This window comes from Kitasatospora sp. NBC_01560, assembly GCF_045208415.1.
Classification (GTDB): domain Bacteria; phylum Actinomycetota; class Actinomycetes; order Streptomycetales; family Streptomycetaceae; genus Kitasatospora.
Window position 1 is genome coordinate 3,561,463 of the sequence record NZ_CP109364.1, and the last position, 24,516, is coordinate 3,585,978.

A 24,516-nucleotide genomic window follows, 5' to 3' on the forward strand; every position below is an offset into this window, starting at 1 on the left:
GGAAATGGGACAAAGGTCCCCCACCTCCGATGTCCCCGCCGTGCAGGCCGGCCCGGTCCGCCCGCAGGAAAGGCCGCGCCTTGTCCCAGAATCCCCAGAGCGGCCGCCGCACGCCGTCCGTCCGACTGCGCCCGGTGAAGCGCCTCAAGCGGCCCCCGGCGTACCCGGCCGACGGCACCGGCAGCACCGGCGGTACGGGTGGCGGCCGGAAGGCCCGCCGCCCGAAGCGCACCGGCTGGCGCCGGCTGATCCCGACCTGGCGGATGACCCTGCTCGGGTTCGTCACCGCGGTACTGCTCGGCATCGGCCTCTTCGCGCTCGGCATCACCCTGGTGAAGGTGCCGGACGCGCACGCCGCCGCGACCGCGCAGAGCAACACCTGGCTCTACCAGGACGGCTCGGTGATCGCCCGGACCGGTCAGACCAACCGGCAGAACGTCCCCCTCGACAAGGTCTCCCCCGCCGCCCAGCACGCCGCGCTGGCCGCCGAGGACCGCAATTTCTACCACGAGGGCGCCGTCAACGTGACCGGTCTGGTCCGCGCCGCCGTCAACACCGCCAAGGGCGAGGGCACCCAGGGCGGCTCCACGATCACCCAGCAGTACGTGAAGAACACCTACCTCAGCCAGAAGCAGTCCATCACCCGCAAGGTGAAGGAGCTCTTCATCGCCATCAAGGTGGACGCCACCCAGTCCAAGGACGACGTGCTCTCCGGCTACCTCAACACCTCCTACTACGGGCGCGGCGCCTATGGCATCCAGGCCGCTGCCCAGCAGTACTTCGGCGTCGACGCGTCCGGTCTCAACCCCGCCCAGGGCGCCTACCTGGCCGCCCTGCTGAACGCCCCGAGCGCCTACGACGTCGCCACCGCGACCCCCGCCGGCAAGCAGAACGCGGTGAACCGCTGGAACTACGTCCTGGACGGCATGGTGAAGGAGGGCTGGCTCTCCGCCGAGGAGCGGACCGCCACCACCTTCCCCGAGGTCAGGGACCCGCAGGCCCAGCTCGGCCTCTCCGGCCAGGCCGGCTACCTGGTCAACGCGGCCACCGAGTACCTCACCGGCAACCAGATCATCAGCGAGTCCGAGCTGGCCAAGGGCGGCTACACGATCAAGCTGACCGTCGACCCGACGCGCCAGCAGGCCCTCCAGGACTCGGTCCAGGCCCAGCTGCACGACACCCTGAACCCGGACAAGCGGAAGAAGGACGCGGCCGCCCAGGCCGGCGCCGTCTCCGTCGACCCGAAGACCGGTGCCGTGGTCGCCCTGTACGGCGGGGTCGACTACACGAAGCACTACATCGACAACGCGACCCGGCGGGACTACCAGGCCGGCTCCACGTTCAAGGCGATCGCCCTGGCGGCGGCGCTGGAGAACGACGCCAGGACGCAGTCCGGCCAGACCGTCACCCCGCGCACCGTCTACGACGGCACCAGTGGCCGCAAGGTCCGCGGCGGGAAGGGCACCCCCTACGCGCCGCCGAACGAGGGCGACAAGAGCTACGGCCAGGTCACCCTCCAGCAGGCCACCGACTGGTCGGTGAACTCGGTCTTCGCCCAGCTCGCCCAGGACACCGGGCTGCAGAAGGTCCGGGACACCGGCATCGCGCTCGGCCTGCCCGGCGGCACGCCCGGCCTCGACCCGGTGCCGTCCATCCCGCTCGGCGCGGCCACCCCGAGCGTGCTCGACATGGCCGGCGTGTACGCCACGCTGGACAACGGCGGCAAGCAGATCACCCCGTGGCTGGTGCAGTCGGTGGACCGCGAGGGCGAGGCACTCCCGCTGCCGGCCCACAAGGCCACCCAGGCGGTCAGCGAGGAGACCGCGCGCGAGGTGACCGCGATGCTGCAGGGCGTGGTCAGCGACCCGGGCGGCACCGGCTGGCGCGCGAAGGCGCTCGGCCGGCCGGTGGCCGGAAAGACCGGGACGACGGACGACCAGAAGTCGGTCTGGTTCGTCGGCTACACCCCCGAGCTGGTGACCTCCGTCGCCCTGTTCGGCCAGGACCCGGCCAGTGGCGCCCAGGTCAGCCTGAGCGGTACCGGCGGGATCGACGGCGCGGCCGGCGGCCAGTACCCCGCGCAGATCTGGACCGGCTACATGAAGGCGGCCCTGAAGGGCGTACCGGTCACCGACTTCGCCTCGCCCTCGGGCAAGGACGGCTCCTGGTCGGACAGCGGCTCGTCGTCGGGCGGGACGGACGGCTCGTCGACCCCGTCCGGCACCCCCTCGGCCCCGGCCCCGGCCTCGCCGAGTACCGGCCCGGGCTCCGGCGCCTCGCCGGGCGCAGCGGGCGGCTCCGGCGGGTCGTCCGGCGGCCAGGGCTCCGGGACGTCCGGCGGGCAGGGCGGCACGGGAGGCGGGAACGGCGGCGCAACCACCGCCCCCACCCAGCAGCCCACCTCGCCGCCTACCACCCGGCCGACCGGCCGGCCGACCCGGACGCCGGCCCCGACCACCGCACCCACCACGGGGCCGACCACGGCCCCGACCACCGCTCCCCAGCCGTCGGGCGGGACGGGCGGGAGCGGAGCCGGTTCGGGGACGGGCTCCGGCTCGGGCTCCGGGGTCCCGGCGGCGGCCGGCGCGGCGCAGTAGTCGGTGGCCGGTCGGGCCCGGTCGGTCGTGGGCAGCAGGTAGCAGGTAGCAGACCCGTCGGAGGGTGGTGATCCGGCGCGGGACGGGCGGGTGGCTTCGGCCGCCCGCCCGTCGTCGTTCGGGGTGCCGGCTGCGGTCTCCGTGCACTGGACGTTGCGCACAGTTGGGGGCAGGACCAAATGACGGAATGGCGCCTTACCGAAACGATGACATGACTGTCACAATGCCTCGGTGTACAGCTCAAAGCCCCTGCTCGGCTCCTCCCCCGGCAGAACCCTCGGCCTCACCCTCGCGCTGGTCTCCGCCTTCGCCTTCGGCGGCTCCGGAACGGCCGCCAAGCCCCTGATCGAGGCGGGGATCTCCCCCCTGCACGTGGTCTGGCTCCGGGTCGCCGGCGCTGCCGTCGTCCTGCTCCCGCTCGCCTACCGCCACCGCGACGCGGTGCTCCGGCGTCCCGGGCTGCTCCTCGGCTTCGGCCTGCTCGCCGTGGCCGGCGTCCAGGCCTGCTACTTCGCGGCGATCTCGCGCATCCCGGTCGGCGTCGCCCTGCTCATCGAGTACCTCGGCCCGCCGCTGCTGCTCGGCTACGTGAAGTTCGTCCAGCGCAAGCCGATCAGCCGCGGCGCGGCCGTCGGCGCGGGCGCGGCGGTGGCCGGCCTCGCCTGCGTGGTGGAGGTCTGGAACGGCCTGAGTTTCGATGCCCTGGGTGTCCTGTTCGCCCTCGGGGCGGCCTGCTGCCAGGTCGGCTACTTCGTCCTGGCCGACGCCGGCAGCCGGGGCGACCGCCCGGTCGACCCGATCGCCGTCAGCGCCTACGGCCTGCTCATCGGCGCGGTCCTGCTCACGGCGTTCACCCGCCCCTGGAACGCCGACTGGAGCGTCCTCAGCGGCGACGTCGTGATGAACGGGCACGCGGTGCCCGCCCTCCTCCCGGCCGCATGGATGATCCTGATCGCGACCGTGCTCGCCTACCTGACCGGTGTGATCGCGGTCCGGCACCTGTCGCCGCCGGTCGCCGGAGTGGTGGCCAACCTGGAGGCGGTCGTCGCCACCGTCCTGGCCTGGTTCCTGCTCGGCGAGCACCTGGGCGTGCCGCAGGTGGCCGGCGGTCTGCTCGTCCTGACCGGTGCCTTCGCCGCCCAGGCGAGCAAGCCTGCGGGCGCGGGCGAGGTCACGGAGCCGGCGGGGGCTCCGGGGGCGGGCGCCGATCGGGCGGGAGCCCCGTTGGTGGAGGCGTCCACGGCGCGGACGAGCACCGGCACGTAGCGATCCGCCGCTGCCGGGGTTGGCGGCGGGGTTGCTGGGGTTGCCGGCGGGGTTGCTGGGGTTGGCGGCGGGGTTGCTGGGGTTGCCGGCGGGGTTGCCGGGGCGACGGCCTCGGGCGACGGGAGGTCGGACCACCGGGGCCGGGACGCCCGGTCCGCGGGCCCCGTCGCCCTGGGCGACCGGCCTGCCCGGCCGGGCAACCGTGCGGAGCGGGACGCCGACGCCGGGGAGCAGCCGGCCGCACGATCCTGAAGCCCGCTCCGGACGGACCGGCGGGCCGGGGCCGCGACGGGCGGGCCTCCACCCGCACCTGCCGGGCCCCGGCCGGCTGCCGGCCCCGGAGCCTGCTGCCACAGGCTTCGGGTCAGTGGCCGACCCAGCCGAACCAGTCGAGGTGATTGAGCGGCCACACCACGGCCGACACCGGGCCGACCACGTTCTCGACCGGCACCGCGCCGGCGCCCGGCCCGCGCTGGTGGTACCGGGAGTCGGCGGAGTCGCTCCGGTGGTCGCCCTCCACCCAGACGTAGCCCTGGGGCACCGTCACCGGGCCGAAGTCCAGCCCGGCGCAGGAGTTGTCGCCGGGGTGGAGGTAGGGCTCGTTCACCGTCGCACCGTTGACGGTGAGCGTGGTGCCGGAGCACTGCACGGTCTCGCCGCCCGTCGCGATGACCCGCTTGACGAGGTAGTTGTCGTCCTTCGGCGGGACGAGACCGACGAAGGCGAGTGCCGAGCTCAGCGCCCGGGTGACCGGGTTGCCGTCGACCGGTTGCGGCGGCAGCCAGTTCCCCGGGTCCTTGAACACGATCGGCTCACCGGCCTTCGGCTCCCAGCCGGTGAGCGGCGCGAACTTGTTCACGCCGACGCGGTCGCCGATCCGCAGGGTGTTCTCCATCGACCCGGAGGGGATGGTGAAGACCTGGAACAGGCAGGTCTTGATCAGCAGCGCGACCACCAGGCCGACCGCCGCCATCGCGGGGATCTCGATCCACCACGGCCGGTGACGACGCCCCGCCCGCCGGGCCGTGGAGCCCGTGGTCTTCGAGGCGGTCCTCGATGCCGCCCTCGATGCCGCCCTTGATGCCCGGGCCGCCTTGCCCGTCCGCGCCCGCCGGGCCGCGGCGCGGCCGCCCGGGGCTCCGGGGATCCCGGGCGCGCCCGCACTGCCGGGGCCGCCCGCACCACCGTCGCCGTTGCCGGCACCACCATGGCCGGCAGCCGGGGCCGGAGGGGTCCCGGCATCGCTGTGCGTATCGGGCAGGTTCACCGCCATCGTCGCTGCTCCACCTCTCCGGCTGGGGGAAACCTGCACGCTACGCCAACCGGGAAGCCTCGCGAAATCGGGCATTTACCCGCGCCAGACAACACCGCCCGACGGGGCAGGGTTGCGGAGCATCTCAGGAAACCCGCCCACGGGACAGCCCCACGACGGCCTCCGCGCCGGACGGGACGGGTGCCGAACCCCGGACGCCTCGCACGACGGGCGTGCCCACAGGTGGGCCGGCGGCCCACAGGCGGGTGGGCGCAGGCGGTGGGCGCAGGCCGTTGGGCGCACGGGTGGCGCGGGTGCCGCGGGTGGCACGGGTGTGCCGACGGGGTCCGCGGGGCCTGCGGGGCCTGCGGGGTCCGTAGAAGGCGGACGGAGGCGGACGGGTCGTGCCGCGACGGCCGGCCGTCAGCCGGTGGCGCCCTGGCCCGTCCCCGCGTCGCTGGCGATCTTCTCGTGGTGGCGGATGACCTCGGCGATGATGAAGTTGAGGAAACTCTCCGCGAACACCGGGTCCAGGTGCGCGCCGGCGGCCAGCTCACGCAGCCGGCTGATCTGGTCGCGCTCACGCGCCGGGTCCGCCGGGGGCAGCTTGTGTTCGGCCTTCAGCCGGCCGACCCGCTGGGTCGCCTTGAACCGCTCGGCCAGCATGTGGACCACCGCGGCATCGATGTTGTCGATGCTCTCGCGCAGACTGGTCAGCTCGGCCCGCACGGCATCGTCGATCCCCCCGTACAGTCCGGCATCGGGGGTCGTGGGGTGATCCGTCATCGGGGCGGCTCCGCGGCTCTCTGGTGGGTGGGCACCCGGCCGTCCGAAGGCCGGGGATCAGGCCCGGGCAAATCTAACAGGGCCCCCGGCGCGGGTCCGCACCATTTGGCGTATCCGTCCACGATCCGGACGGGCGGACGGACACCTCGGCGCCGGAGCCTCCCGATGCTGCTGCATTCCGGCCCCGGCACGGCGCGGCGCTACTTGTGGCCGCCCCCGGGCCGCCCCGTAGGCTGGGCGGCGGCATGACCGGACGTGACGAATCAGCAGTTCCTCAGTACTGGAGGTACCGATCGTGGCAACCACCCGCACCGCGCACACGGCTTGGGAAGGCAACCTGCTCGACGGCAAGGGCCAGGTGACCTTCGCGTCGTCCGGCATCGGCGAGTACCCGGTCTCCTGGCCGGCCCGCTCCGAGGAGCCGAACGGCAAGACCAGCCCCGAGGAGCTCATCGCCGCCGCGCACTCCGCGTGCTTCTCGATGGCTCTCTCGCACGGCCTGGCCGGCGCCGGCAACCCGCCCGCGAAGCTCGACACCCAGGCCGATGTCACCTTCCAGCCCGGCACCGGCATCACCGGCATCCACCTGACCGTCATCGGCAGCGTGCCCGGCCTCGACGAGGCCGGTTTCGTGAAGGCCGCCGAGGACGCCAAGGCGAACTGCCCGGTCAGCCAGGCCCTGACCGGCACGACCATCACCCTGACGGCCAAGCTGGCCTGACACCCCGCCGGGCCGCGACGGCTCCGAGGGAGCCGGGTGCCCTCCGGTGTTCCCAGGGAGATCCCCCGGGTGACTCCGGACGGGCGCCGGCGAGGCAGCGCGCGTAGCTGCGATGCGCGCATTCCCGGCGCTCGACCGGCGCTCAACGGCGCACACGGGAAGCACACGCCCCCGGTGCACATCATGTGATGTGCACCGGGGGCGTCTGCACGTACCGGCACACATGGCGCGAAAGCGGGTGAATCACCCTGGCGGCGGTTACCGCGCGTTGCCGCCGCGTCCTATGATCGGCCGCAGCGCCCTGTTCTTCACGCAGCTCCCACCCGAGCGCTCCATCGTGAGCACTCCGCACCGGACTGCGCGGACCTCGACAGCGTGCGCGCGCCGGCCGCCGCAGTTCCGGGTGACCGGCCGGACCAGCCTTGAGCGTCAAGCGTCAGCAGCGGACGGGAGCATGCCGTGCCGGGCCAGAACGAGGGGGCCGACGCACACCACCCAGGCGTGCGGCACGAGGAGTCGCACCACCACCGCCACCTCCGGCCGCCGAGCGTCCGTTCCACCAACGGCAGCCCCACCGGCGGCGTTTCCGGCACCGGCATTCCTGTCGGCGGCGCCCCTCTCCTCGGTGGCCCCAGCACTGAAGCCGCCCACGGCCCGGCCGTGGCTGCCGCGCCGGGTGACGGCCGCGGCACCGTCCTCCGCGCGGCGAGGGGCGTGGCGAACGGCACGACGCACGGCGTCACCAACGGGCCTGACGTCGAGGCAGGGGCCGAGGCCGGGGTCATCCTCTGCCCGACCTGCTCGGCCCCCCTCGCCAACGGCCCGCACGAGCCCCCCGACCGGGCCGACCTGCCGCCCGCGGGGACCGACCGGCTGCTGGCCGCACTGAGCGCGAGCGAGTCGCGGTTCCGCGCCGCCTTCTGCGACGCCGGCATCGGCATGGCCCTGATCGACCCCGAGGACCGGATCATCGAGGTCAACCCCGCCTTCGCCGCCCTCGTCGGCTGCGGGGTCGGTGAGCTGGTGCGCACTCACATCCACGAGGTCATCGACCCGGAGGGCATGCCGGAGCGGCTGTTCCCCGCGCTGGTCCGCGGCGAACGCGAGCGCCTCAGGGTGGAGAAGCAGCTCCGGCACCGCGCGGGCCGCACGGTGTGGAGCAAGGTGACCATCACGCTGATCCGGGACGGCTCGGGCAGCCCGCTCTACACACTCGCGATGGTCGAGGACATCACCGAGCAGCGCCGGCTCGGCGACCGCCTGGAGTACCAGGCCCTGCACGACCCGCTGACCCGGCTGCCCAACCGGACCTTCTTCTTCGAACGGCTCGACGCCGCCTGCCTGACGGCCACCGGCCCGGCCGCCCCGGCCGGCCCGGGGGAAGGCACAACGGAAGGCGCGACCGCGGTCGGCGCAGGGACCGGCCCGGTCGGCGACTCGGTCGGCGGCCCGGTCGGCAGCTCGACCAACAACGCGGCCGTGACGGGCCCGACCACGGCGGGTCCAGGCGCGGCGGGTCCGGGCGCGGCGGACGGCCGCCGGGTAGGCGTCTGCTACCTCGACCTCGACGGTTTCGCCGCGATCAACGAGACCCTCGGCCACCACATCGGCGACCAGTTGCTGATCGCCGTCGCCACCCGCCTGCGGCGCGGGTTCTCCGGGCACAGCACCCATCTGGTGGCCCGGATGGGCGGCGACGAGTTCGCCGTCCTGGTGACCGACAGTCAGGGCAGCGGCCAGCTGACCGAGCTGGCCGCCCGCCTCCTCGAAGCGCTGGAGCAGCCGTTCGACGTGGCCGGGCACCGGCTGGTGGTCACCGCGAGCGTCGGCGTCGTCGAACGCTCCGTGCACGAGACCACGCCGACCGACCTGGTCAAGGACGCGGACGCCACCCTCTACTGGTCCAAGGCGGACGGCCGGGCCCGCTGGACCCTCTACGACCCGGACCGGGGCGCCCACCAGCTGACCCGCCAACTGCTCGCCACCGCACTCCGACCGGCCCTGGAACGCGGCGAGTTCACCATCGAGTACCAGCCCCTCGTCGGCCTCGCGGACGGGGCGGTGCACGGCGCGGAGGCCCTGGTCCGCTGGCGCCACCCCCGGTACGGGACGCTCTCGCCGGACCGCTTCATCCCACTCGCCGAGGAGTCCGGCGCGATCGTGCCGCTCGGCAAGTGGGTGCTGGAGGAGTCCTGCCGTCAGGCGAAGCGCTGGCTCACCGAGTTCCCCGGGACGGAGACCTTCGTGAGCGTCAATCTGGCGGCCCGCCAGATCTGGGACTCCGACGTGGTCGCCGACGTGGCCCAGGCGCTCGACAGCACCGGCCTGCCGGCCCGGCTGTTGCAGCTGGAGATCACCGAGAGCGCACTGCTCGGGCCCGGCGGGCGACCGTTGCAGGCCCTCCAGGCGCTCGCCGACATGGGCGTCCGGATCGCGATCGACGACTTCGGCACCGGCTACTCCAACCTGGCCTACCTCTCCCGCCTGCCGGTGCACGTCCTGAAGCTGGACGGCACCTTCATCGAGGGCTTCCGTGATCCGGCCCCCACGGACCGGGCCGAGCTCTCCTCGTTCGGCTCCCGGCGGAGCGACGCCGACGAGCAGATCGTCGGAGCGATGGTGCAGCTGGCACACACCCTCGGCCTGACCGTCACCGCCGAGGGGATCGAGAGCGCGGCGCAGGCCGAACGGCTGCGGCTCACCGGCTGCGACACCGCCCAGGGCTGGTACTTCGCCCGGCCCGGCGAGGCCGAGCGCGTCGCGGCCATACTCCGGGAGAACCGCCTCACCCCGGGCAAGCGCCCCGGAGCGGTCCGGCCGTAGCGCCCGCCCGGACGGTACGAGGGGCCGTACGTACGGGCGGGGCGAGGGGCGGGCTGCCGTGGAACGGCTCAGGTCGCGGCGGGCTGCCCGGTCAGGCCGTACGCGCGGGCGATCAGCTCGTAGGAGCGGTGCCGGGCCTCGTGGCCGTGGATGTGCGAGGTGACCATCAGCTCGTCCACGCCGGTCCGCTTGCGCAGCGACTCCAGGCCGTCGGCCACCTCGCCGGGCGAACCCAGGACGACGTTGCCCAGCAGGTCGTCGACGAAGTCCGCCTCCAGCGGGCTGTAGGGGTAGGACTCGGCCTCCTCGGGGGTGGGGATCGGGCCCGGGTTCCCGCGGCGCAGCCTGAGCATGCCGAGCGCGACCGTGCGGGCCAGCCTGCGGGCGGACGCCTCGTCGTCGGCTGCGACCGCACTCACCCCGATCAGCGCGTACGGCTCGTCGAGCACGGCCGAGGCGCGGAAGGACGAGCGGTAGAGGTCGAGCGCCGGGACGGTGTTGACGCTGCTGAAGTGGTGTGCGAACGCGAACGGCAGGCCGAGCCGGCCTGCCAGCTGGGCGCTGAAGCCGGACGAGCCGAGCAGCCAGATCGGCGGCCGTCCGTCCCCCTTGGGAACGGCGGTGAGCCGGGCGAAGGAGTGGCCGTCCGGGAAGTCGCCGTCGAGGAAGTGGGTCAGCTCGGCGAGCTGCTGCGGGAAGTCGTCGGCCCCTTCGGCGAGGCCGCGGCGCAGGGCCCGGGCGGTGGCCGGGTCGGTGCCGGGGGCGCGGCCCAGCCCGAGGTCGATCCGGCCGGGGTGCAGCGCCTCCAGGAGCCCGAACTGTTCGGCGATCGCCAGCGGGGCGTGGTTGGGCAGCATGACGCCGCCCGAGCCGAGCCGCAGCGTCCTGGTGTGGGCTCCGAGGTGGGCCAGCAGGACGGCGGGCGTAGAACTGGCGACACCGGGCATTCCGTGGTGCTCGGCGACCCAGAAGCGGTGGTAGCCCCACTCCTCCGCGCTGCGGGCGAGCTCCGTGGTCGCGGCGAGCGCCTCGCTCGGGGTGTAGCCGACGCCGACGCTCGCCAGGTCCAGGATGGAGAGCGGCGCCGGCGCCGTGCCGCGGACGGTGCCCCGGATCGCCGCCCCGGTCTGCGGCTCCGGTCCGCGCTCCTGCTGGTCCTCGGTGGTCATACCGTCCGCCCTCCTGGCTGTCCTGATGGCCGTCCCGGCAGGCGTGTTCGTGGCCGCCGGGGAGCGACCGCCTCCTTGGCCGGCGGTCGCTGCTGCCGAGGGGGGTCAACCACACGGTCGGGCCCGGTGTTCCCGATTCCTGACCGCTGTCTCCTGCCACCCGGGCCCACCCGCGGCGCCCGGTGCCCAGCGCCCGCTGCTCGCACGGGGCGAATGGGACGGACAGGGCGGACAGGGCGGACAGGGCGGACGGGGAAGACGGGCCGGGCCAGGGGCGGCCGGACCTGCCGCCTACCGACCGTTCGGCTGACGCAGAGCCAGCAGGCGAACACGCGTGGCGACTTCACGCCAGCGCGGGAAGTCGCCAGCCGCAGGACTCGCGATCGACCGGCGGCGTCCGGCAGGCTTGTTACCGGAGCGGATCATCCAACCGGATCCGCCCTCATCAGCAAGGTCGTCGGGCTGGACCAGCGCCGTTCGATCCCCGCGAGCCCCTGGAGCGGCACCCCGCCCCAGGGGCTCGCGCCTTCTCGCGCCTTTGTGTGAGGCGCAGCACAGGCGGGGTGCTTCATGGCATGAAAAGTCGAGGCGCTAGCGTTGTCCCCTGCAGCCATCTGCTCCCCCGGGCAGCCTGGAGGGAGTAGGACACATGGACATCGCAGCGGTGGTCGGATCCTCATGGATCTGCGCCTTGGCGCTCTTCGCCGTACTCGGCGACGCCTTCCTCCCTTTCATCCCCAGCGGGACCCTGGTCATCCTGGCCGTGCTCAAGACGGCGCAGATAGACGGCGCCCCGGTGCTGCTCGGGCTCGGCGTTGCCGTGGCCTCCTTCCTCGGTGACCTCCTGCTGCTCCAGCTCGCCAGGCGCGGGGCCCCTTCGGTGCAGCGGCGGCTCGAACACCGCCCGAAGCTCGCGGCCAGCGTGACCCGGGTGCAACAGGCGCTGGACGGCCGAACCACCGGGGCGGCGGCCGCGATGGTGGTGATCGCCCGGTTCGTTCCGGCCGGGCGGACCGTCATCGACCTGGCGATCGGACACTCTCCCGCGGCCCAGCCGCGCCGGTTCCTCCGCTGGTCCGCGCTGGCCGCACTGATCTGGGCCGCCTACATCGTGACGCTGGGCTGGCTCAACAGCCACTGGTTCGACACCGCCTGGCTGAGCCTGGCCGTCTCGTGCACCGCCGCGACCGCGATCAGCACCGCCATCGCGCGCGTCGTCCGCCGCAACCGCAGGCTCGCCACCATCTGACGCCCGCCCCCGGAAGCACCGCCGGCACGGGCGCGGGCACAGGCGCAGCTGTGGGCACAACCGCGGGCACAACCGCCGGAACGGACACAGGCGCGCGCAGCCGTGCCGGCACCACCGCCGAGGCCCAGGGTCTGAGCTGGAGCAGGCCCCTGAGCCGGCGGCACAGTGACGCCAGGGGCGGCCACGGAAAGGCGATCGGCCGCACGGCACCCGGGAGTTCATCCACCGCCGCGGGGGTACCCGCCCGCCGCCGACGAGTCTGTCGAGCGCGCCGCCGAACCGGCCACAGGACACCCGGAGGCGCCGCCGAGCGTCACAGGACGGCAACAGAAGGCTGATCTCCGCAGCCCCCGGGAACGCATTCTGCGTATTGACTGATGACAAGCCTCGGCACCTTGGTGACCCCTGGGTCCCCATGGCATGCTTGCGGCGGAATAATCATACATTTGCCCGATTTGACCGGTACGGCCCACGGAGACCGTCACCCATCCGGCCAGCGGCACCCAGGGGAGACCATGACCAACATCTCGCGCAGGACCATGCTCAGTGCCACCGCCGCGACTGTGGCTCTCGGCGCGGTGACGGCGTGCTCCAGCGGCGGATCGGGGTCGGGTCCGGGGTCGAGTTCCGCCCCGGGGCCGGGCGGAAGCAGTACGGCCGGCGGGCAGACGGGCAGCGGCAGCCCGAGTCAGGGCGCGACCAAGGGCACCCCGATCGGTGACGGCTCGAACGCGGACACCGGTCCCCAGCCGAACCAGCCCAAGGCGGAGAAGCTCAAGCCCGGCGAGCGGCCGCCGCAGTTCGTGGTGTTCTCCTGGGACGGCGCCGGCGGGACGGACGACAACCAGTTCCCCCGCTTCCTCAAGCTGGCCGAGGAGCACAAGGCCTCGATGACCTTCTTCCTCTCCGGGATCTACACCCTCCCGAAGGGCAAGTCCGAGCTGTACCACCCGCCGAAGCACTCGGTCGGCGCCTCCGACATCCCGTTCCTGTCCGACGGCGCGGTCAAGAGCACGCTGAAGCTGATCAGCCAGGCCTGGCTGGCCGGCCACGAGATCGGCACCCACTTCAACGGGCACTTCTGTTCGAGCCGGCCGGACGGCAACGGCGTCAACAAGTGGACCCCCGAGGACTGGCAGAGCGAGATCGACCAGGCGATATCGTTCGTCACCCAGTGGCGGACCAACACCGGCTTCACCGACGTCGACCCGCTCCCCTTCGACTACAAGAAGGAGCTCATCGGCGGGCGCACTCCGTGCCTCGAAGGACAGAAGACCCTGCTGCCGACCGCCGCCAAGCTGGGCTGGAAGTACGACGCCAGCTCCTCGGGCGGCCAGCAGATCTGGCCGCAGAAGGTGCAGGACGGCAAGGTCTGGGACTTCCCGCTGCAGAGCATCCCGTTCCCCGGGCACACCTTCCAGGTGCTCTCGATGGACTACAACATCCTGGCCAACCAGTCGGCCGGCAGCACCAAGGGCGACCCTGCCAAGTACAACGACTGGCGCACCCAGGCCCGGGACTCCTACCTGGCCGGGTTCGACCGTGCCTACAACGGCAACCGCGCGCCGTTCTTCATCGGCAACCACTTCGAGCAGTGGAACGGCGGCATCTACATGGATGCCGTCGAGGAGACCCTCAAGACCATCGCGGGCAAGCCGGACGTCCGGCTGGTCTCGTTCCGGCAGCTGGTCGAATGGCTGGAGATCCAGGACCAGTCCACCCTGCGCAAGCTGCGCACCCTGAACGTCGGGCAGGCGCCCGCCGGTGGGTGGGAGTCCTTCCTCGGCGCCGCCGGCTGACCCGACCGCGACCGGGAGCGGCGCCCGCCGTCGGCGGGGCTGCGACAGGCCGACGAAGTGGGGCCGCCCCACTTCGTCGGCCTGCCCCGTTCGACAGGGCCCTGGCGGCGGGACCCGTCGACGGCCGGCCGACTCCGCCCGGGGAGCTCTAGCGGGCGGCGGGATCGGGGTCGAGCAGGCGCTGCACCACAGCCTCCGTGCCGGCCCGGCCCCAGAGGATCGAGTAGTGGTTGGTGTCCGGCACCAGTACCGCCGCCACCTTGGCCGGATCCAGCCCGGCCGCCGCGATCCGCTTGTCGTCGTAGAGGGCCTGCGGTTCGTCGAGCAGACCGCGCTCCGCCCAGAGCAGGTCACCCCGGCAGGGCAGCCGGTGCACCGCGGCGGCGGCGTCCTGGTCCAGCAGGACCTGTGCGCCGTCGATCCGCACGGCCTCCAGCACGCAGGAGGAGCGCAGTTCGGGCTCGGCGCCGATCAGGTCGCGCTGGGTGTACACGTCGATCTCGTCCGACCAGTCGGCGCGGAAGGCCGGGTGCTGCTGCCAGAAGGCCCGGTAGGCGGCCCGGTCCGGGAACGTCGTCGACAGCCTCGCCAGGGCCGGGCCGAGCACGGCGGCCAGGGCGTCGTCCTCCCGGACCCCCGGCGGCAGTGGGAAGGTAACGGCACCGTCGACCAGCACCACCCGACTGACAAGTCCGGGGTGCCGCACGGCCGTCAGGGTCGTGACCCAGGCGCCCATGGAATGCCCGACGAGCACCGTCGGGCCGAGGTCGAGCGCGGTGATCAGGGCGGCCACGTCGTCGGCGTGCCGGGCCAGGCCGTACGGCCCGCCCAGACCGCGACTGGCCCCGCGTCCGCGGAGGTCGGGCGCGAGCAGCGTGGCCCGGCCGACGAGCCGGCGGGCGACCTCGAACCAGGCAAGGCCGTTGGCGGTGATGCCGTGCACCGCCACAATGGTCGGCGCTCCGGCCACGCCGGCGGGCCAGCGGAGCACCGCCAGCTCGCCGCCGGGTACGGGGACGGTCAACTGCTCGGGCTGAAGTGGCCGGCTCACGCGGGACTACCTCCGGTAGGACGGGCACGGGGGACGCCGGTGCGACCGGCGGCCCGGGCCGAGCGGATGGAACGGGCGGCGCGGATCCGGGCAGGCAGTCCGGTCAGCCCTCCGGGCAACAGGTAAACGACCGCCACGAAGAGGCCGCCCAGCAGGAACAGCGGCTGGGAGAGCGGGACGCGCAGGATCGCGGGCAGGCCGGCGACGGCCTCCGAGTTCGCGAGATCGCCGAGCCGGTGGCCGGCCCAGGTGTAGAGGACGCCGCCGAGCAACGGGCCCCAGCGCGTACCGGACCCGCCGAGTACGACCATGACCAGCAGCGAGAGCGTCGCGTCGGAGCCGGCCGCCTGCGGGGTGGCACCGCCGGTCAGCAGCAGGTGGACCACACCACCCACCGCGGCGAGCGCTCCGGCGAGGACGAAGGCGATCAACTTGTACCCGTAGGGCCGGAGTCCGAGCACCTCGACCCGGCGCTCGTTCTCCTTGATGCCCTCCCAGACCCGCCCGGCCGGGGAACGGACGGCCCAGTGGACCACGAACAGGGTGAGCACCAGGTAGCCGACGGCGATCCAGTAGAGGTTGGCGGTGTTCTCGATGCCCAGCAGGGCGGCGGGCAGCCGGTCGGCCGGTGCCGAGCGGCCCTCCTCGCCGCCCGTGACACCGCCGGGGTTCCGCTGGACGAGGATCGAACCGGCCTGCGCGAAGGCAAGGGTGACCATGGAGAACCCGATGCCGGTGACGCGGAGGCTGACCGAGCCGAGCAGAAGGGCCAGCGCGACGGCACAGGCGATCCCGAAGAAGGCGGCGGCGGCGAGGGGGAGCCGGAGTTCCAGCATGGCGAGGTCGGTGGCGTAGAGGCCGGTCGCGAAGTAGAGCGCGTGGCCGAAGGAGAGCAGCCCGGTACGGCCGAGCAGCAGGTCGTAGCCGGTGGCGAGGCCCCCGTAGAGCAGGCAGAGGGCGATGAGTTGGAGGCTTCCGGGGCTGCCGAGCGGGCCGTCGAGCAGTCCCGGGACGGGAAGCGCACTGTATGGGGCGACAAGGAGCAGGATCAGCAGAGCGATCGGCCACCAGCGTAGCGCTCGGTGGAGCATTGTCGAGCTCCCGGTAATTGATTCACCTGTTCGAGGGATGGCGCCGGCCTCGTTCGTCTGTACAGAATGTGTCCCGGCAGGGCTGGTGTCAGTCCCCCCTGCCGGAGTGGCGGCAGTACGGTCGGCCGCGGTGCCACCGGTGCTCGTGCTGGGGATCCTGGCGCTCACGCGAGCCTCCCGGTGAGTCCGCGGGGTCGTACGAGGAGGAGTACCGCCAGCAGGACGACGACCGAGAGGTCGCCGAGCCCTGCGGCGGTGTAGTAGTTGGCGAACTGCTGGACGAGGCCGACGCACACCGAGGCCACGGCGGCCCCGGTGACGGAGCCCATGCCGCCCATCACGACAACGACAAAGGCAAAGATGAGCAGGCTGGTCCCCTGACCGGGATGGACCGAGCCGAAGTAGAGGCCGCCGAGGGCGCCGCCGAGCGCGGCGGCGGCTCCACCGATCGCGAAGACGAGCGTGAACGCCTTGCGGACGTCGACACCGAGCGCCGTGACCATCGCCCGGTCCTCGACGCCGGCCCGGACGATCAGCCCGTAGCGGGTTCGGGCGAGGAACAACCGAAGAGCGAGCAGCAGCACGGTGGCCGCAGCCACCAGCACGAACCGGTTGACCGGGACGGTCGCACCGAGCACGTGCCAAGTGCCGGAGAGCAGCTCCGGCTGGGGGAAGGGCCGGGCGTCCGCGCCCCAGACGCCCATCAGGAGAGCGGGCACGGCCAGGCCGACGCCGACCGTGGCGAGGATCTGGTCACGCGGCCGGCTGTAGAGCGGCCGGATCAGGAAGAACTCCAGCAGGACGGCGGCGGCCGTCCCGACCACCGTGCCGAACGGCACGGCCAGCCAGAAGGGGAAGCCGGCCTCGGCGCCGGCCCACCAGGTGGCATAGGCGCCGATGGAGAGCAGGGCGCCGTGAGCGAAGTTGAGCACGTCCATCAGACCGAAGATCAACGAGAGACCGGAGGCCACCAGGAAGTACAGCGCACCCAGCCCGAGTCCGGTACACGCGAGGAGAACAACAGTATCCATCAGGGGTTCACCTCCAGGGTGACAGCGGGAGCGGGGGTGGCCGGCGCCCGGCCGACCGGATCTGTCCCGGTGACTGCGGAGCCGGCCGCCACGGGGCCGGCTGCCGAAGCGCCGGCTGTCGCGGACCCTGCTGCCGCAGACCCGGTCCCCGGTCGGTGACTGCCGACACCGAGCAGGCGACGGGCGGCCTCCTCGTCGGCCAACAACTCGGCGGTGTCGCCCCGGTGCGCGGTGCGGCCGTCGGCGAGGACGGCGCAGGTGCCGGCCAGACGGCGGACGAGAGCGAGATTCTGCTCGACCAGGAGAACGGGTACGGTCTCGGCCGCGCGGGCCAGCACATCGGCCACCTCGGCAACGATCTTCGGCGCCAGCCCCTTGGTGGGTTCGTCGGCGATGATCAGCCGATTCCGGTTGAGCAGGGTCCGTCCGATGGCAACCATCTGCTGCTGGCCTCCCGAGAGGGTCCCGGCCAACTGGGCAGCCCGCTGCTTGAGTTCGGGAAACAGCTCATGAACGAGGTGATAGTCCGGTTCCGCGTCGCGGTCCCGCTCGGCCAGACGCAGGTTCTCCGCGACGGTGAGGCCCGCAAAGATCCCGCGGTCCTCCGGGGCGTAGCCGATGCCCTGACGGGCCACCAGATGAGTGCGGAGGGAGGAGAGTTCGGTACCGGCGAACAGGACACTGCCGGTGCGCGGCACCAGGCCCATCACGGCCTTGACCGTGGTGGTCTTGCCGGCGCCGTTGCGCCCCAGGAGCGCGGTGACACCGGTCGGCGCCACATCGAAGTCGACCCCGTGCAGGATGTGCAGCCCGTCCACGACCACCCGCAGGCCGCGCACCGAGAGGAGAGAGCCACCGGAAACCGGCGCTCCGGAGCGACCGGCAGCACCGGCAGCAAGGACCGCACCGACCGCACCGACCGCACCGACCGGACCATCACATCCGGCGACATCCGAGGAGGCAGTAGGGAGAGGGCCGGGAAGCGCAGCGTCGGTCACAGCGCCTCGCCCAGGTAGGCCTGTTGCACGGTGGCATCCGCCATCACTGCCCCAGGAGTGTCCAGTGCGAGCAGCGTGCCGTGATGCATCACGGCGAGGCGGTCCGCCAGGCCGAGCAGGACGTCCATGTGGTGCTCCACCATCAGTACGGTGCGGCCGAGGTCGCGGTGCACCGAGCGGATCAGCTCGGTCAGCGCCGGCACCTCCTCCGCACTCACTCCGGCCATCGGCTCGTCCAGCAGGATCAGCCGCGGGTCAGAGACCAGCAGGACGGCGAGTTCGAGCTTGCGCTTCTCACCGTGGGAGAGCGCGCTCGCCAATGTGTCGGCCCGGTGCGCCAGTTCGGTGCGCTCAAGCGTCTCGGCCACCTGACCCGGATAGCGGTCGGCGCGGCGCCAGATCCGGTACGAGGCCTGCGGCCCGGCCGCCGCCTGCGCGGCCAGCCGAACGTGGTCGGCCACCGTCATACCCGGCCAGAGGGAGGAGGTCTGAAAGGTCCGGCCGAGTCCGCGGCGCGCCCTGGCGTGGACGGCCTCGGCCGTGATGTCGGCGCCGTCGAGTTCGAGGGTGCCCCGGCTCGCCGGGTGGATACCGGAGATCAGGTTGAAGAGGGAGGTCTTTCCCGCACCATTGGGACCGATGAAGGCGATGAACTCGCCCTCCCCGACCGAGAAGGAGACATCCTCGACGATCGGCACACCGCGCACGGACCAGCCCAGGCCGGTGAGTCGCAACACCGGTACGGCCTCGACGACCGGTACGGCTCCGACGACCGAGGCGATCGAGCCCGCCGCCGCGGCCGCGCCGGACGACGTGGACGAAGCTGCGGCACCGACCGGCGACGCGGCGACGTCGGTGGCGGCAGCGGTGGCGGCAGCGCGCGGAGGTCCGTCCTCGGCGGGACTGGTGGGGCCGGTCATCCGGCTCAGCCCGCCATCGGGGCGACCGGGGGCGCCGCCTCGTCCGCGGTCAGCGCCTTCTCCACGGACGGCTTGGCCGCCGCACCGGAGCCGGTCAGCTTCACCTGGAACATCGGCTGGAGAAGGGCGTGGTCCTCGGCGCGTACCGTGATCCGGCCCTTCACCCCGTCGAAGCTCCACCCCTCCAGCGACTTCACCAGGGCCGACGTGTCGTCGGCCGACCCGTGGTTGGCCTCGATCGCGTGCACGATCATCTGAGCGGCGGTGAAGCCGTCCGGGGTGAAGATGTCCGAGCTGCCGCCGCCTGCGGTGACGGCCTCGTTCATGGCCTTCTCCACCGAAGTCCCGGCGGCACCGGCGAAGTAGTGGTTCAGGAAGGAGATCTTCTCCCCCGCCGGGCCGAAGAGCGGGTACGAGGCGGCGAGGTCGAGGCCGGTGACGACCTTGGTGTCGGCGAACACGTCCTGCTGGCTCAGCGCCGTCCACAGGGCTGCCGAGGTGTCGCCGGCCCAGGCGACGAACAGCAGGTCGGGCTTGGCGTTCCTGGCCTGGGTGGCGAACGGGGTCAGGTCGGTGGCGCTCGGCGGGGCGAGCACCGCGTCGACGATGGCGCCCTGGGCGCCGAGCACGGCCTTCACCGCGGCCACGTTGGCCTGGCCGAAGGCGCTGTCCTGCGCGAGTACGGTGACCTTCCTGCCCTTGGCGTCGCCGATGAACGAGGCTGCCGTCCTGATGTCCTGGTAGGACTGCCGCCCGGAGCGGAAGGTGTACGTGTTCAGGCCGGTGACCTTGTCGGCGGCTGCCGGGCCACTGATGAAGAGCACCTTGTTCTGGGCGGCGATCGGACCGACCTGGAGGGCGACGCCCGACGCGGTGGAGCCCGCCAGGATCCGGTGGCCCTTGCCGATCAGGTCCTTGGCGGCCGACACCGCCTTGGCCGGGTCGCCCGCGTCGTCCTGCTCCTCGAACTCGATCCGGTGGCCGTCGACCGCGCCGGTGCCCTTCGTCGCGTAGGCGAGGCCGGCCTTGAAGCCGTCCAGGTACTGCTTGCCGTACGCGGCCAGCGGCCCGGTCTTCGAATAGACCAGGCCGACCTTGACCGGGTTCTTGGTGCCGGCCCCGGAGCCTCCACCGCCCGCCGCACCGGTCCCCGCGGTGCCCGCCGCGGCGCAGCCGGCCGCCAGGAGGACGCAGGACGCGAGCGCGGCGAGCCGGCGGGCCCGACCGGCGGCTGACGTGCGGGCCCGGCCGGCGGCTGCGACGACGCCCGCGCCCGCGGGGGCACCGGGAGAGGTCCTGGTGGGGGCTGTCGAGCTGCGCATGGTGACCGACTCCTGAGGGTGCTTCGGGGGATGGATGCCGGAACCGTAGGTGCGGTCCGGAGGCGGCGACATGTGCCCGGGTGACGTATCGGCCCGCTCCGATGTGGCTGCGCTCCCCATACCGCCGGGCCGGCACCCGGGCGGCGCCCGGCCGATGTGGCCGCCTGCCATGCGCTCGCCCGCCCGCGTGGCGGCTGCCGCCATGGCACGGGCGGGCCCTGCACGGTGACGGTGGAACAGCAGAACGGACGCTCTCTCCCCTCACGAGGTGAACCCCTTGGACAAGGTCCTGGACTCCGCCGCCGACGCGGTCGGGGACATTCCCGACGGAGCCGTGCTGGCCGTCGGCGGCTTCGGCCTCTGCGGCATCCCCAGCACCCTGATCGACGCCCTGGCGGCAACGGGCACCGGCGGTCTCCGCGTCGTGTCCAACAACTGCGGGGTGGACGACTGGGGCCTCGGCCTGCTGCTGCGGGCCGGGCGGATCGCCCGGATGACGGCGTCGTACGTCGGTGAGAACAAGGAGTTCGCCCGGCAGTACCTGTCCGGCGAACTGGAGGTGGAGCTGACGCCGCAGGGCACGCTCGCCGAGCGGCTGCGGGCCGGTGGCGCCGGCATCCCGGCCTTCTTCACCCCGGCCGGGGTCGGCACCCAGGTCGAGGAAGGCGGCCTCCCCTGGCGGTACGGGGCGGACGGCTCGGTGGCACTGGCCTCCCCACCGAAGGAGGTGAGGGAGTTCGGTGGCCGCCGCTACCTGCTGGAGGAGGCCATCACCGCCGACTTCGCGCTGGTGCGCGCCGAGGTGGCGGACCGGCACGGCAACTGCGTCTTCCACGCCGCCGCCCGCAACTTCAACCCGCTCTGCGCGGCGGCCGGCCGGATCACCGTGGTCGAGGCGGACCGGATCGTCGAGGCCGGGGCACTCGGCCCGGACGCCGTCCACCTGCCCGGCGTGTACGTCGACCGGGTCGTCGCCGCCGACCCCGCGGACCGCCGCATCGAGCGCCGGACCGTTCTCGCCGCAGCCCAGGAGGCCTGACTGCCATGCCCGCCATCCCCACCACGCCCCCCGCCCCCACCACGCCCGCCGCTCCCACCACCTCGACCGCCCCCACCACGCCTGCCGCTCCCATCACGTCGACCGGCACGGCTGCCGGCACAGGCGTCGGCGCCACCGGCCGTGCCGCGGCCCTCGACCCCAGGAACGCGCTCGCCGCGCGGGCCGCCCGGGAGCTGCGGGACGGGCAGTACGTGAACCTGGGCATCGGGCTGCCGACCCTGATCCCCAGCCACCTCCCGCCCGGCGTGCACGTGGTGCTGCATTCGGAGAACGGCATCCTGGGCGTCGGCCCGTACCCGGAGGAGGGGAGCGAGCATCCCGATCTGATCAATGCGGGCAAGGAGACCGTGACGGTCGCCGCCGGAGCCTCGTACTTCGACTCGGCGTTCTCCTTCGGCATGGTCCGGGCGGGCCGCATCGACGTCTCGGTGCTGGGGGCGATGCAGGTCTCGGCCGGCGGCGATCTCGCCAACTGGATGATCCCCGGCCGCATGGTCAAGGGCATGGGCGGCGCGATGGATCTCGTGCACGGCGCCCGGCGGCTGATCGTCGTCATGGAGCACACCGCGAGGGACGGCTCACCGAAGATCGTCGAGGAGCTCTCGCTCCCGGCCACCGGCCGCCGGGTGGTCGACCGCATCGTCACCGACCTGGCGGTCATCGACGTCACCCCGTTGGGGCTGCGCCTGGTGGAGACCGCTCTGGGCGTGGGCGTCGACGAGGTACAGGCGGCGACCGGGCCTGCCCTTCTGCCCATGGGCTGAGCTGAGCGGAGTGGAGCGACTGCCCGGAGAGCCGGACTGCCCTGCGCGGCGGTCCGGCTTTCGCGCATTCATTCGATTTGCGCCGAATGACTGACGCGTGAATCCCACTCAATAGCATCAGCTGCAGGGTGATTGGCCGGGAACGGTCATATCTTCATGCTTGTGCAATGATCATTTCCCGGATCGGTTGCGATCACACCGGCGACCCGGGAGAGTTGGGGTCGCCGAGGATCCCGCGCCCCCGGAAGGGAGTCCGGAGAGCGCACCGGGATCCGGCATTCGAGGCAGCGACAGGTCCGCGCAACACAATCGATCGTATACGTTTTACTGATTGACAGTCCGGAAACCGTCCGGAAACGGCACAGCCGACCGGACGGTGTTCTGCTTCGAAAGCTGCGAAAGCAAAGCTCCGGGGGGAGCGGTCGATCCCCGCGCGCGACACGCGGCGCGGGCACCTCGCGTCGTACACCCCCGGTCGGAGCACGGACGAACGGGCCGGTACGCACGGCCGGCCCACGGGGGGAGCCGCACATGGTCAAGCCGTTCTCACGCCGGCCGGACACCGAAGCCCGGACACTCGCCGAAGCGCAAGCACACACCCGGGCCCCCGGCGCCGGAGCGCCGGGCCTGCGTTCCGCCGACGCGAACGACCTGCGTTCGGCCCACGCGGACGACCTGCGTTCCATAGCCGTCCCCGAAGCCCCGTACGACTACGCCCACTTCAGCCGTCTGGCCGGACCGGCCGGCACGCCCGGGGAGCCGGCGACGTCCGCCGACCCCTACCGCGTCCAGTACCGAAGCCTGCTGCGCCGCGAGCCGCACCGGATCAGGGCGGCGCTGCTGCTGCTCGCCGCTCCGCTGGTGGAGGGGGTGCTGCTGGTCTGGCTGCTGCTGCCGGACCACTGGCCGGTGCGCCCCGGCGAGACGCACGCCTGGCTGCTGATCGGCGACAAGGTGATGATCGGCATCATCGCGGTGGTCGAGGCGTTCCGGCTGGTCAACGTCGTCTCCAACACCCACGCAACCCTGGTCGCCCGCGACCCCGTGCCGGTCACGCCCGAGGCGGGCACCCGGGTCGCCTTCCTCACCACCTGTGTGCCGGGCAAGGAGCCGCCGGAGATGGTGCGCACCACGCTCGCCGCCGCGCTGGCCGTCCGGCACGACGGCCCGTACGACGTGTGGCTGCTCGACGAGGGAAACGATCCTGCCATGCGCGCGCTCTGCGCCGATCTGGGTGTGCAGCACTTCAGCCGCCGCGACGTCGACGGGTGGAACCGGGCCGAGGGGCGCTTCCGCGCCCGGACCAAGCACGGCAACTACAACAGCTGGCTGCAGGCCCACGGCGGCGGTTACGACTTCTGGGTCTCGGTGGACACCGACCACGTCCCGCTGCCCGAGTTCTGCGAGCGGATGCTCGGCTACTTCCGCGATCCGGACGTGGCGTTCGTGGTCGGGCCGCAGGTGTACGGGAACTACCGCAGTTCGGGGTCGGCGGTCACCAAGCTCTCGGAGAGCCAGCAGTTCCTCTTCCACGCGCTGATCCAGCGGGCCGGGAACCGTTACGGCGCACCGATGTTCGTCGGCACCAACAACGCCGTCCGGATCAGCGCCCTGCAGTCGATCGGCGGGCTCTCCGACTCGATCACGGAGGACATGGCGACGGGCCTGGAGTTCCACTCCCGCCGGAATCCGGCCACCGGCGCGCGCTGGCGGTCGGTGTACACGCCGGACGTGCTGGCGGTCGGCGAGGGCCCGTCGTCCTGGACCGACTTCTTCTCCCAGCAACTGCGCTGGAGCCGGGGCACCTACGAGACACTGCTCCGCCAGTACTGGCGAGCGGCCTGGCGGCTGTCACCCGGACGGCTGCTGAACTACACGCTGATGCTCTGCTTCTACCCGATGGCGGCGCTGACCTGGCTGCTCGGCGGGGTGTCCAGCGTGCTCTACCTGGGGTTCGGGGCGTCGGGCGTCCACGTGTCGTCCGAGATCTGGATGATGCTGTACAGCGACGCGGCCGCCCTGCAGGTCCTGCTCTACACGTGGAACCGGAAGCACAACGTGAGCCCGCACGAGCCGGCCGGGTCGTCGGGTGTGGCGGGCATGGTGATGTCCGCGCTCTGCGGGCCCATCTATGCAGCATCGTTTCTGCAAGCGGCGCTTCGTCTCCGCAGTCGCTTCGTGGTGACCCCGAAGGGCGACTCCGCCAGCGCCGACCGGTTGCGGACCTTCCGGATCCACCTGTTCTGGGCGCTGGTCTTCGGCGGCGCGGTCGCCGCCTCCTTCTTCACCGGGTACGACCACGTCGCCATGCGGACCTGGGCCTGCCTGGCGCTCCTGCTCAGCCTGCTGCCGATGCTCGTGCTCGCCGCGGACGCCGTCCGGCGCCGGCGGGCCCGGCCGACGTCGACCCTCTCCGTCACCGGCACCACGACGACGGCGACGACCACAGCGACGCCCACAGCGACGCCCACAGCGGCAACCACGGCAACCGCCGCCGCCACGCCGGGCCACGGGGTACCCGGAGCGCCGACCGTTCCACCGCAACACCGCACCGGCCCCACCCCGGCCCCCACCGCCACCCGCTGACCCGCCGCCCCGCACCCAACCGCAGGCAGCA

17 protein-coding genes and 1 pseudogene are annotated in these 24,516 nt (G+C 72.7%); 9 read left to right on the forward strand and 9 right to left on the reverse strand.

Features of this window, described 5'->3' with window-relative positions; genetic code table 11:
* The first annotated feature begins 80 nt into the window (after positions 1 to 80).
* Both OH807_RS15260 and OH807_RS15265 read left to right on the forward strand, forming a co-directional pair.
* Positions 81 to 2,597 carry a transglycosylase domain-containing protein gene (locus tag OH807_RS15260; RefSeq protein ID WP_406198761.1) on the forward strand — a complete coding sequence of 839 codons (2,517 nt, stop codon included), beginning with the start codon at positions 81 to 83 and terminating at the stop codon, positions 2,595 to 2,597.
* 231 nt (positions 2,598 to 2,828) lie between these two features.
* Positions 2,829 to 3,863 (forward strand): EamA family transporter, encoded by a 1,035-nt coding sequence (locus OH807_RS15265; protein ID WP_406198763.1) that lies wholly within the window; start codon positions 2,829 to 2,831, stop codon positions 3,861 to 3,863.
* Positions 3,864 to 4,227: 364 nt separating this feature from the next.
* On the opposite strand, the gene lepB is transcribed toward OH807_RS15265, so the two are convergent.
* Both lepB and OH807_RS15275 read right to left on the reverse strand, forming a co-directional pair.
* Positions 4,228 to 4,836, reverse strand: a complete 609-nt coding sequence (gene lepB / locus OH807_RS15270; RefSeq protein WP_406198765.1) for a signal peptidase I — start codon at positions 4,834 to 4,836, stop codon at positions 4,228 to 4,230.
* Between the two features lie 702 nt (positions 4,837 to 5,538).
* Positions 5,539 to 5,901, reverse strand: coding sequence for a chorismate mutase (locus OH807_RS15275; RefSeq protein ID WP_406198767.1), 363 nt, complete (start codon positions 5,899 to 5,901; stop codon positions 5,539 to 5,541).
* Between the two features lie 295 nt (positions 5,902 to 6,196).
* Here OH807_RS15275 and OH807_RS15280 point away from each other — a divergent pair, with 295 nt between their 5' ends.
* Positions 6,197 to 6,622 carry an OsmC family protein gene (locus tag OH807_RS15280; protein ID WP_406198769.1) on the forward strand — a complete coding sequence of 142 codons (426 nt, stop codon included), beginning with the start codon at positions 6,197 to 6,199 and terminating at the stop codon, positions 6,620 to 6,622.
* Between the two features lie 660 nt (positions 6,623 to 7,282).
* Complete coding sequence (locus OH807_RS15285; protein ID WP_406198771.1) at positions 7,283 to 9,445, forward strand: putative bifunctional diguanylate cyclase/phosphodiesterase; 2,163 nt, start codon at positions 7,283 to 7,285, stop codon at positions 9,443 to 9,445.
* Between the two features lie 68 nt (positions 9,446 to 9,513).
* Here the strand turns inward: OH807_RS15285 and OH807_RS15290 are convergent, their stop codons facing one another.
* Positions 9,514 to 10,614 carry an LLM class flavin-dependent oxidoreductase gene (locus OH807_RS15290; RefSeq protein ID WP_406198774.1) on the reverse strand — a complete coding sequence of 367 codons (1,101 nt, stop codon included), beginning with the start codon at positions 10,612 to 10,614 and terminating at the stop codon, positions 9,514 to 9,516.
* Between the two features lie 649 nt (positions 10,615 to 11,263).
* Here OH807_RS15290 and OH807_RS15295 point away from each other — a divergent pair.
* Together OH807_RS15295 and OH807_RS15300 are read left to right on the forward strand one after the other, a co-directional pair.
* On the forward strand, positions 11,264 to 11,863 hold the full coding sequence (locus OH807_RS15295) for a DedA family protein (RefSeq protein ID WP_406198776.1): 600 nt from the start codon (positions 11,264 to 11,266) through the stop codon (positions 11,861 to 11,863).
* A 515-nt stretch (positions 11,864 to 12,378) separates the two neighbouring features.
* Complete coding sequence (locus tag OH807_RS15300) at positions 12,379 to 13,662, forward strand: hypothetical protein (protein ID WP_406198778.1); 1,284 nt, start codon at positions 12,379 to 12,381, stop codon at positions 13,660 to 13,662.
* A gap of 148 nt (positions 13,663 to 13,810) precedes the next feature.
* On the opposite strand, the gene OH807_RS15305 is transcribed toward OH807_RS15300, so the two are convergent.
* From OH807_RS15305 to OH807_RS15330, 6 genes and pseudogenes are all read right to left on the reverse strand, one after another.
* Positions 13,811 to 14,713, reverse strand: a complete 903-nt coding sequence (locus OH807_RS15305) for an alpha/beta fold hydrolase (RefSeq protein ID WP_406198780.1) — start codon at positions 14,711 to 14,713, stop codon at positions 13,811 to 13,813.
* Positions 14,710 to 15,804: a branched-chain amino acid ABC transporter permease gene (locus tag OH807_RS15310; protein ID WP_406198782.1), complete on the reverse strand. Its 1,095-nt coding sequence runs from the start codon at positions 15,802 to 15,804 to the stop codon at positions 14,710 to 14,712. Before OH807_RS15310 ends, OH807_RS15305 begins: the two co-directional genes overlap by 4 nt.
* Positions 15,805 to 15,968: 164 nt before the next feature.
* Entirely contained in the window at positions 15,969 to 16,835 is an 867-nt protein-coding gene (locus OH807_RS15315; RefSeq protein WP_406198784.1) for a branched-chain amino acid ABC transporter permease, read from the reverse strand.
* A gap of 149 nt (positions 16,836 to 16,984) precedes the next feature.
* Positions 16,985 to 17,674 (reverse strand): annotated as a pseudogene (locus OH807_RS15320) (ABC transporter ATP-binding protein); the annotation flags it as partial.
* A gap of 155 nt (positions 17,675 to 17,829) precedes the next feature.
* Positions 17,830 to 18,753, reverse strand: coding sequence for an ABC transporter ATP-binding protein (locus OH807_RS15325; protein WP_406198786.1), 924 nt, complete (start codon positions 18,751 to 18,753; stop codon positions 17,830 to 17,832).
* Between the two features lie 5 nt (positions 18,754 to 18,758).
* Positions 18,759 to 20,075 (reverse strand): substrate-binding domain-containing protein, encoded by a 1,317-nt coding sequence (locus OH807_RS15330; protein ID WP_406198788.1) that lies wholly within the window; start codon positions 20,073 to 20,075, stop codon positions 18,759 to 18,761.
* Between the two features lie 277 nt (positions 20,076 to 20,352).
* Here OH807_RS15330 and OH807_RS15335 point away from each other — a divergent pair, with 277 nt between their 5' ends.
* The 3 genes from OH807_RS15335 to OH807_RS15345 all read left to right on the forward strand — a co-directional run bounded on the left by OH807_RS15335 (position 20,353) and on the right by OH807_RS15345 (position 24,485).
* Positions 20,353 to 21,114, forward strand: a complete 762-nt coding sequence (locus OH807_RS15335; RefSeq protein ID WP_406198789.1) for a CoA transferase subunit A — start codon at positions 20,353 to 20,355, stop codon at positions 21,112 to 21,114.
* Positions 21,115 to 21,119: 5 nt separating this feature from the next.
* Complete coding sequence (locus OH807_RS15340) at positions 21,120 to 21,899, forward strand: 3-oxoacid CoA-transferase subunit B (RefSeq protein ID WP_406198791.1); 780 nt, start codon at positions 21,120 to 21,122, stop codon at positions 21,897 to 21,899.
* A 531-nt stretch (positions 21,900 to 22,430) separates the two neighbouring features.
* Positions 22,431 to 24,485, forward strand: a complete 2,055-nt coding sequence (locus tag OH807_RS15345) for a glycosyltransferase family 2 protein (protein ID WP_406198793.1) — start codon at positions 22,431 to 22,433, stop codon at positions 24,483 to 24,485.
* The last annotated feature ends 31 nt before the right edge of the window (positions 24,486 to 24,516 follow it).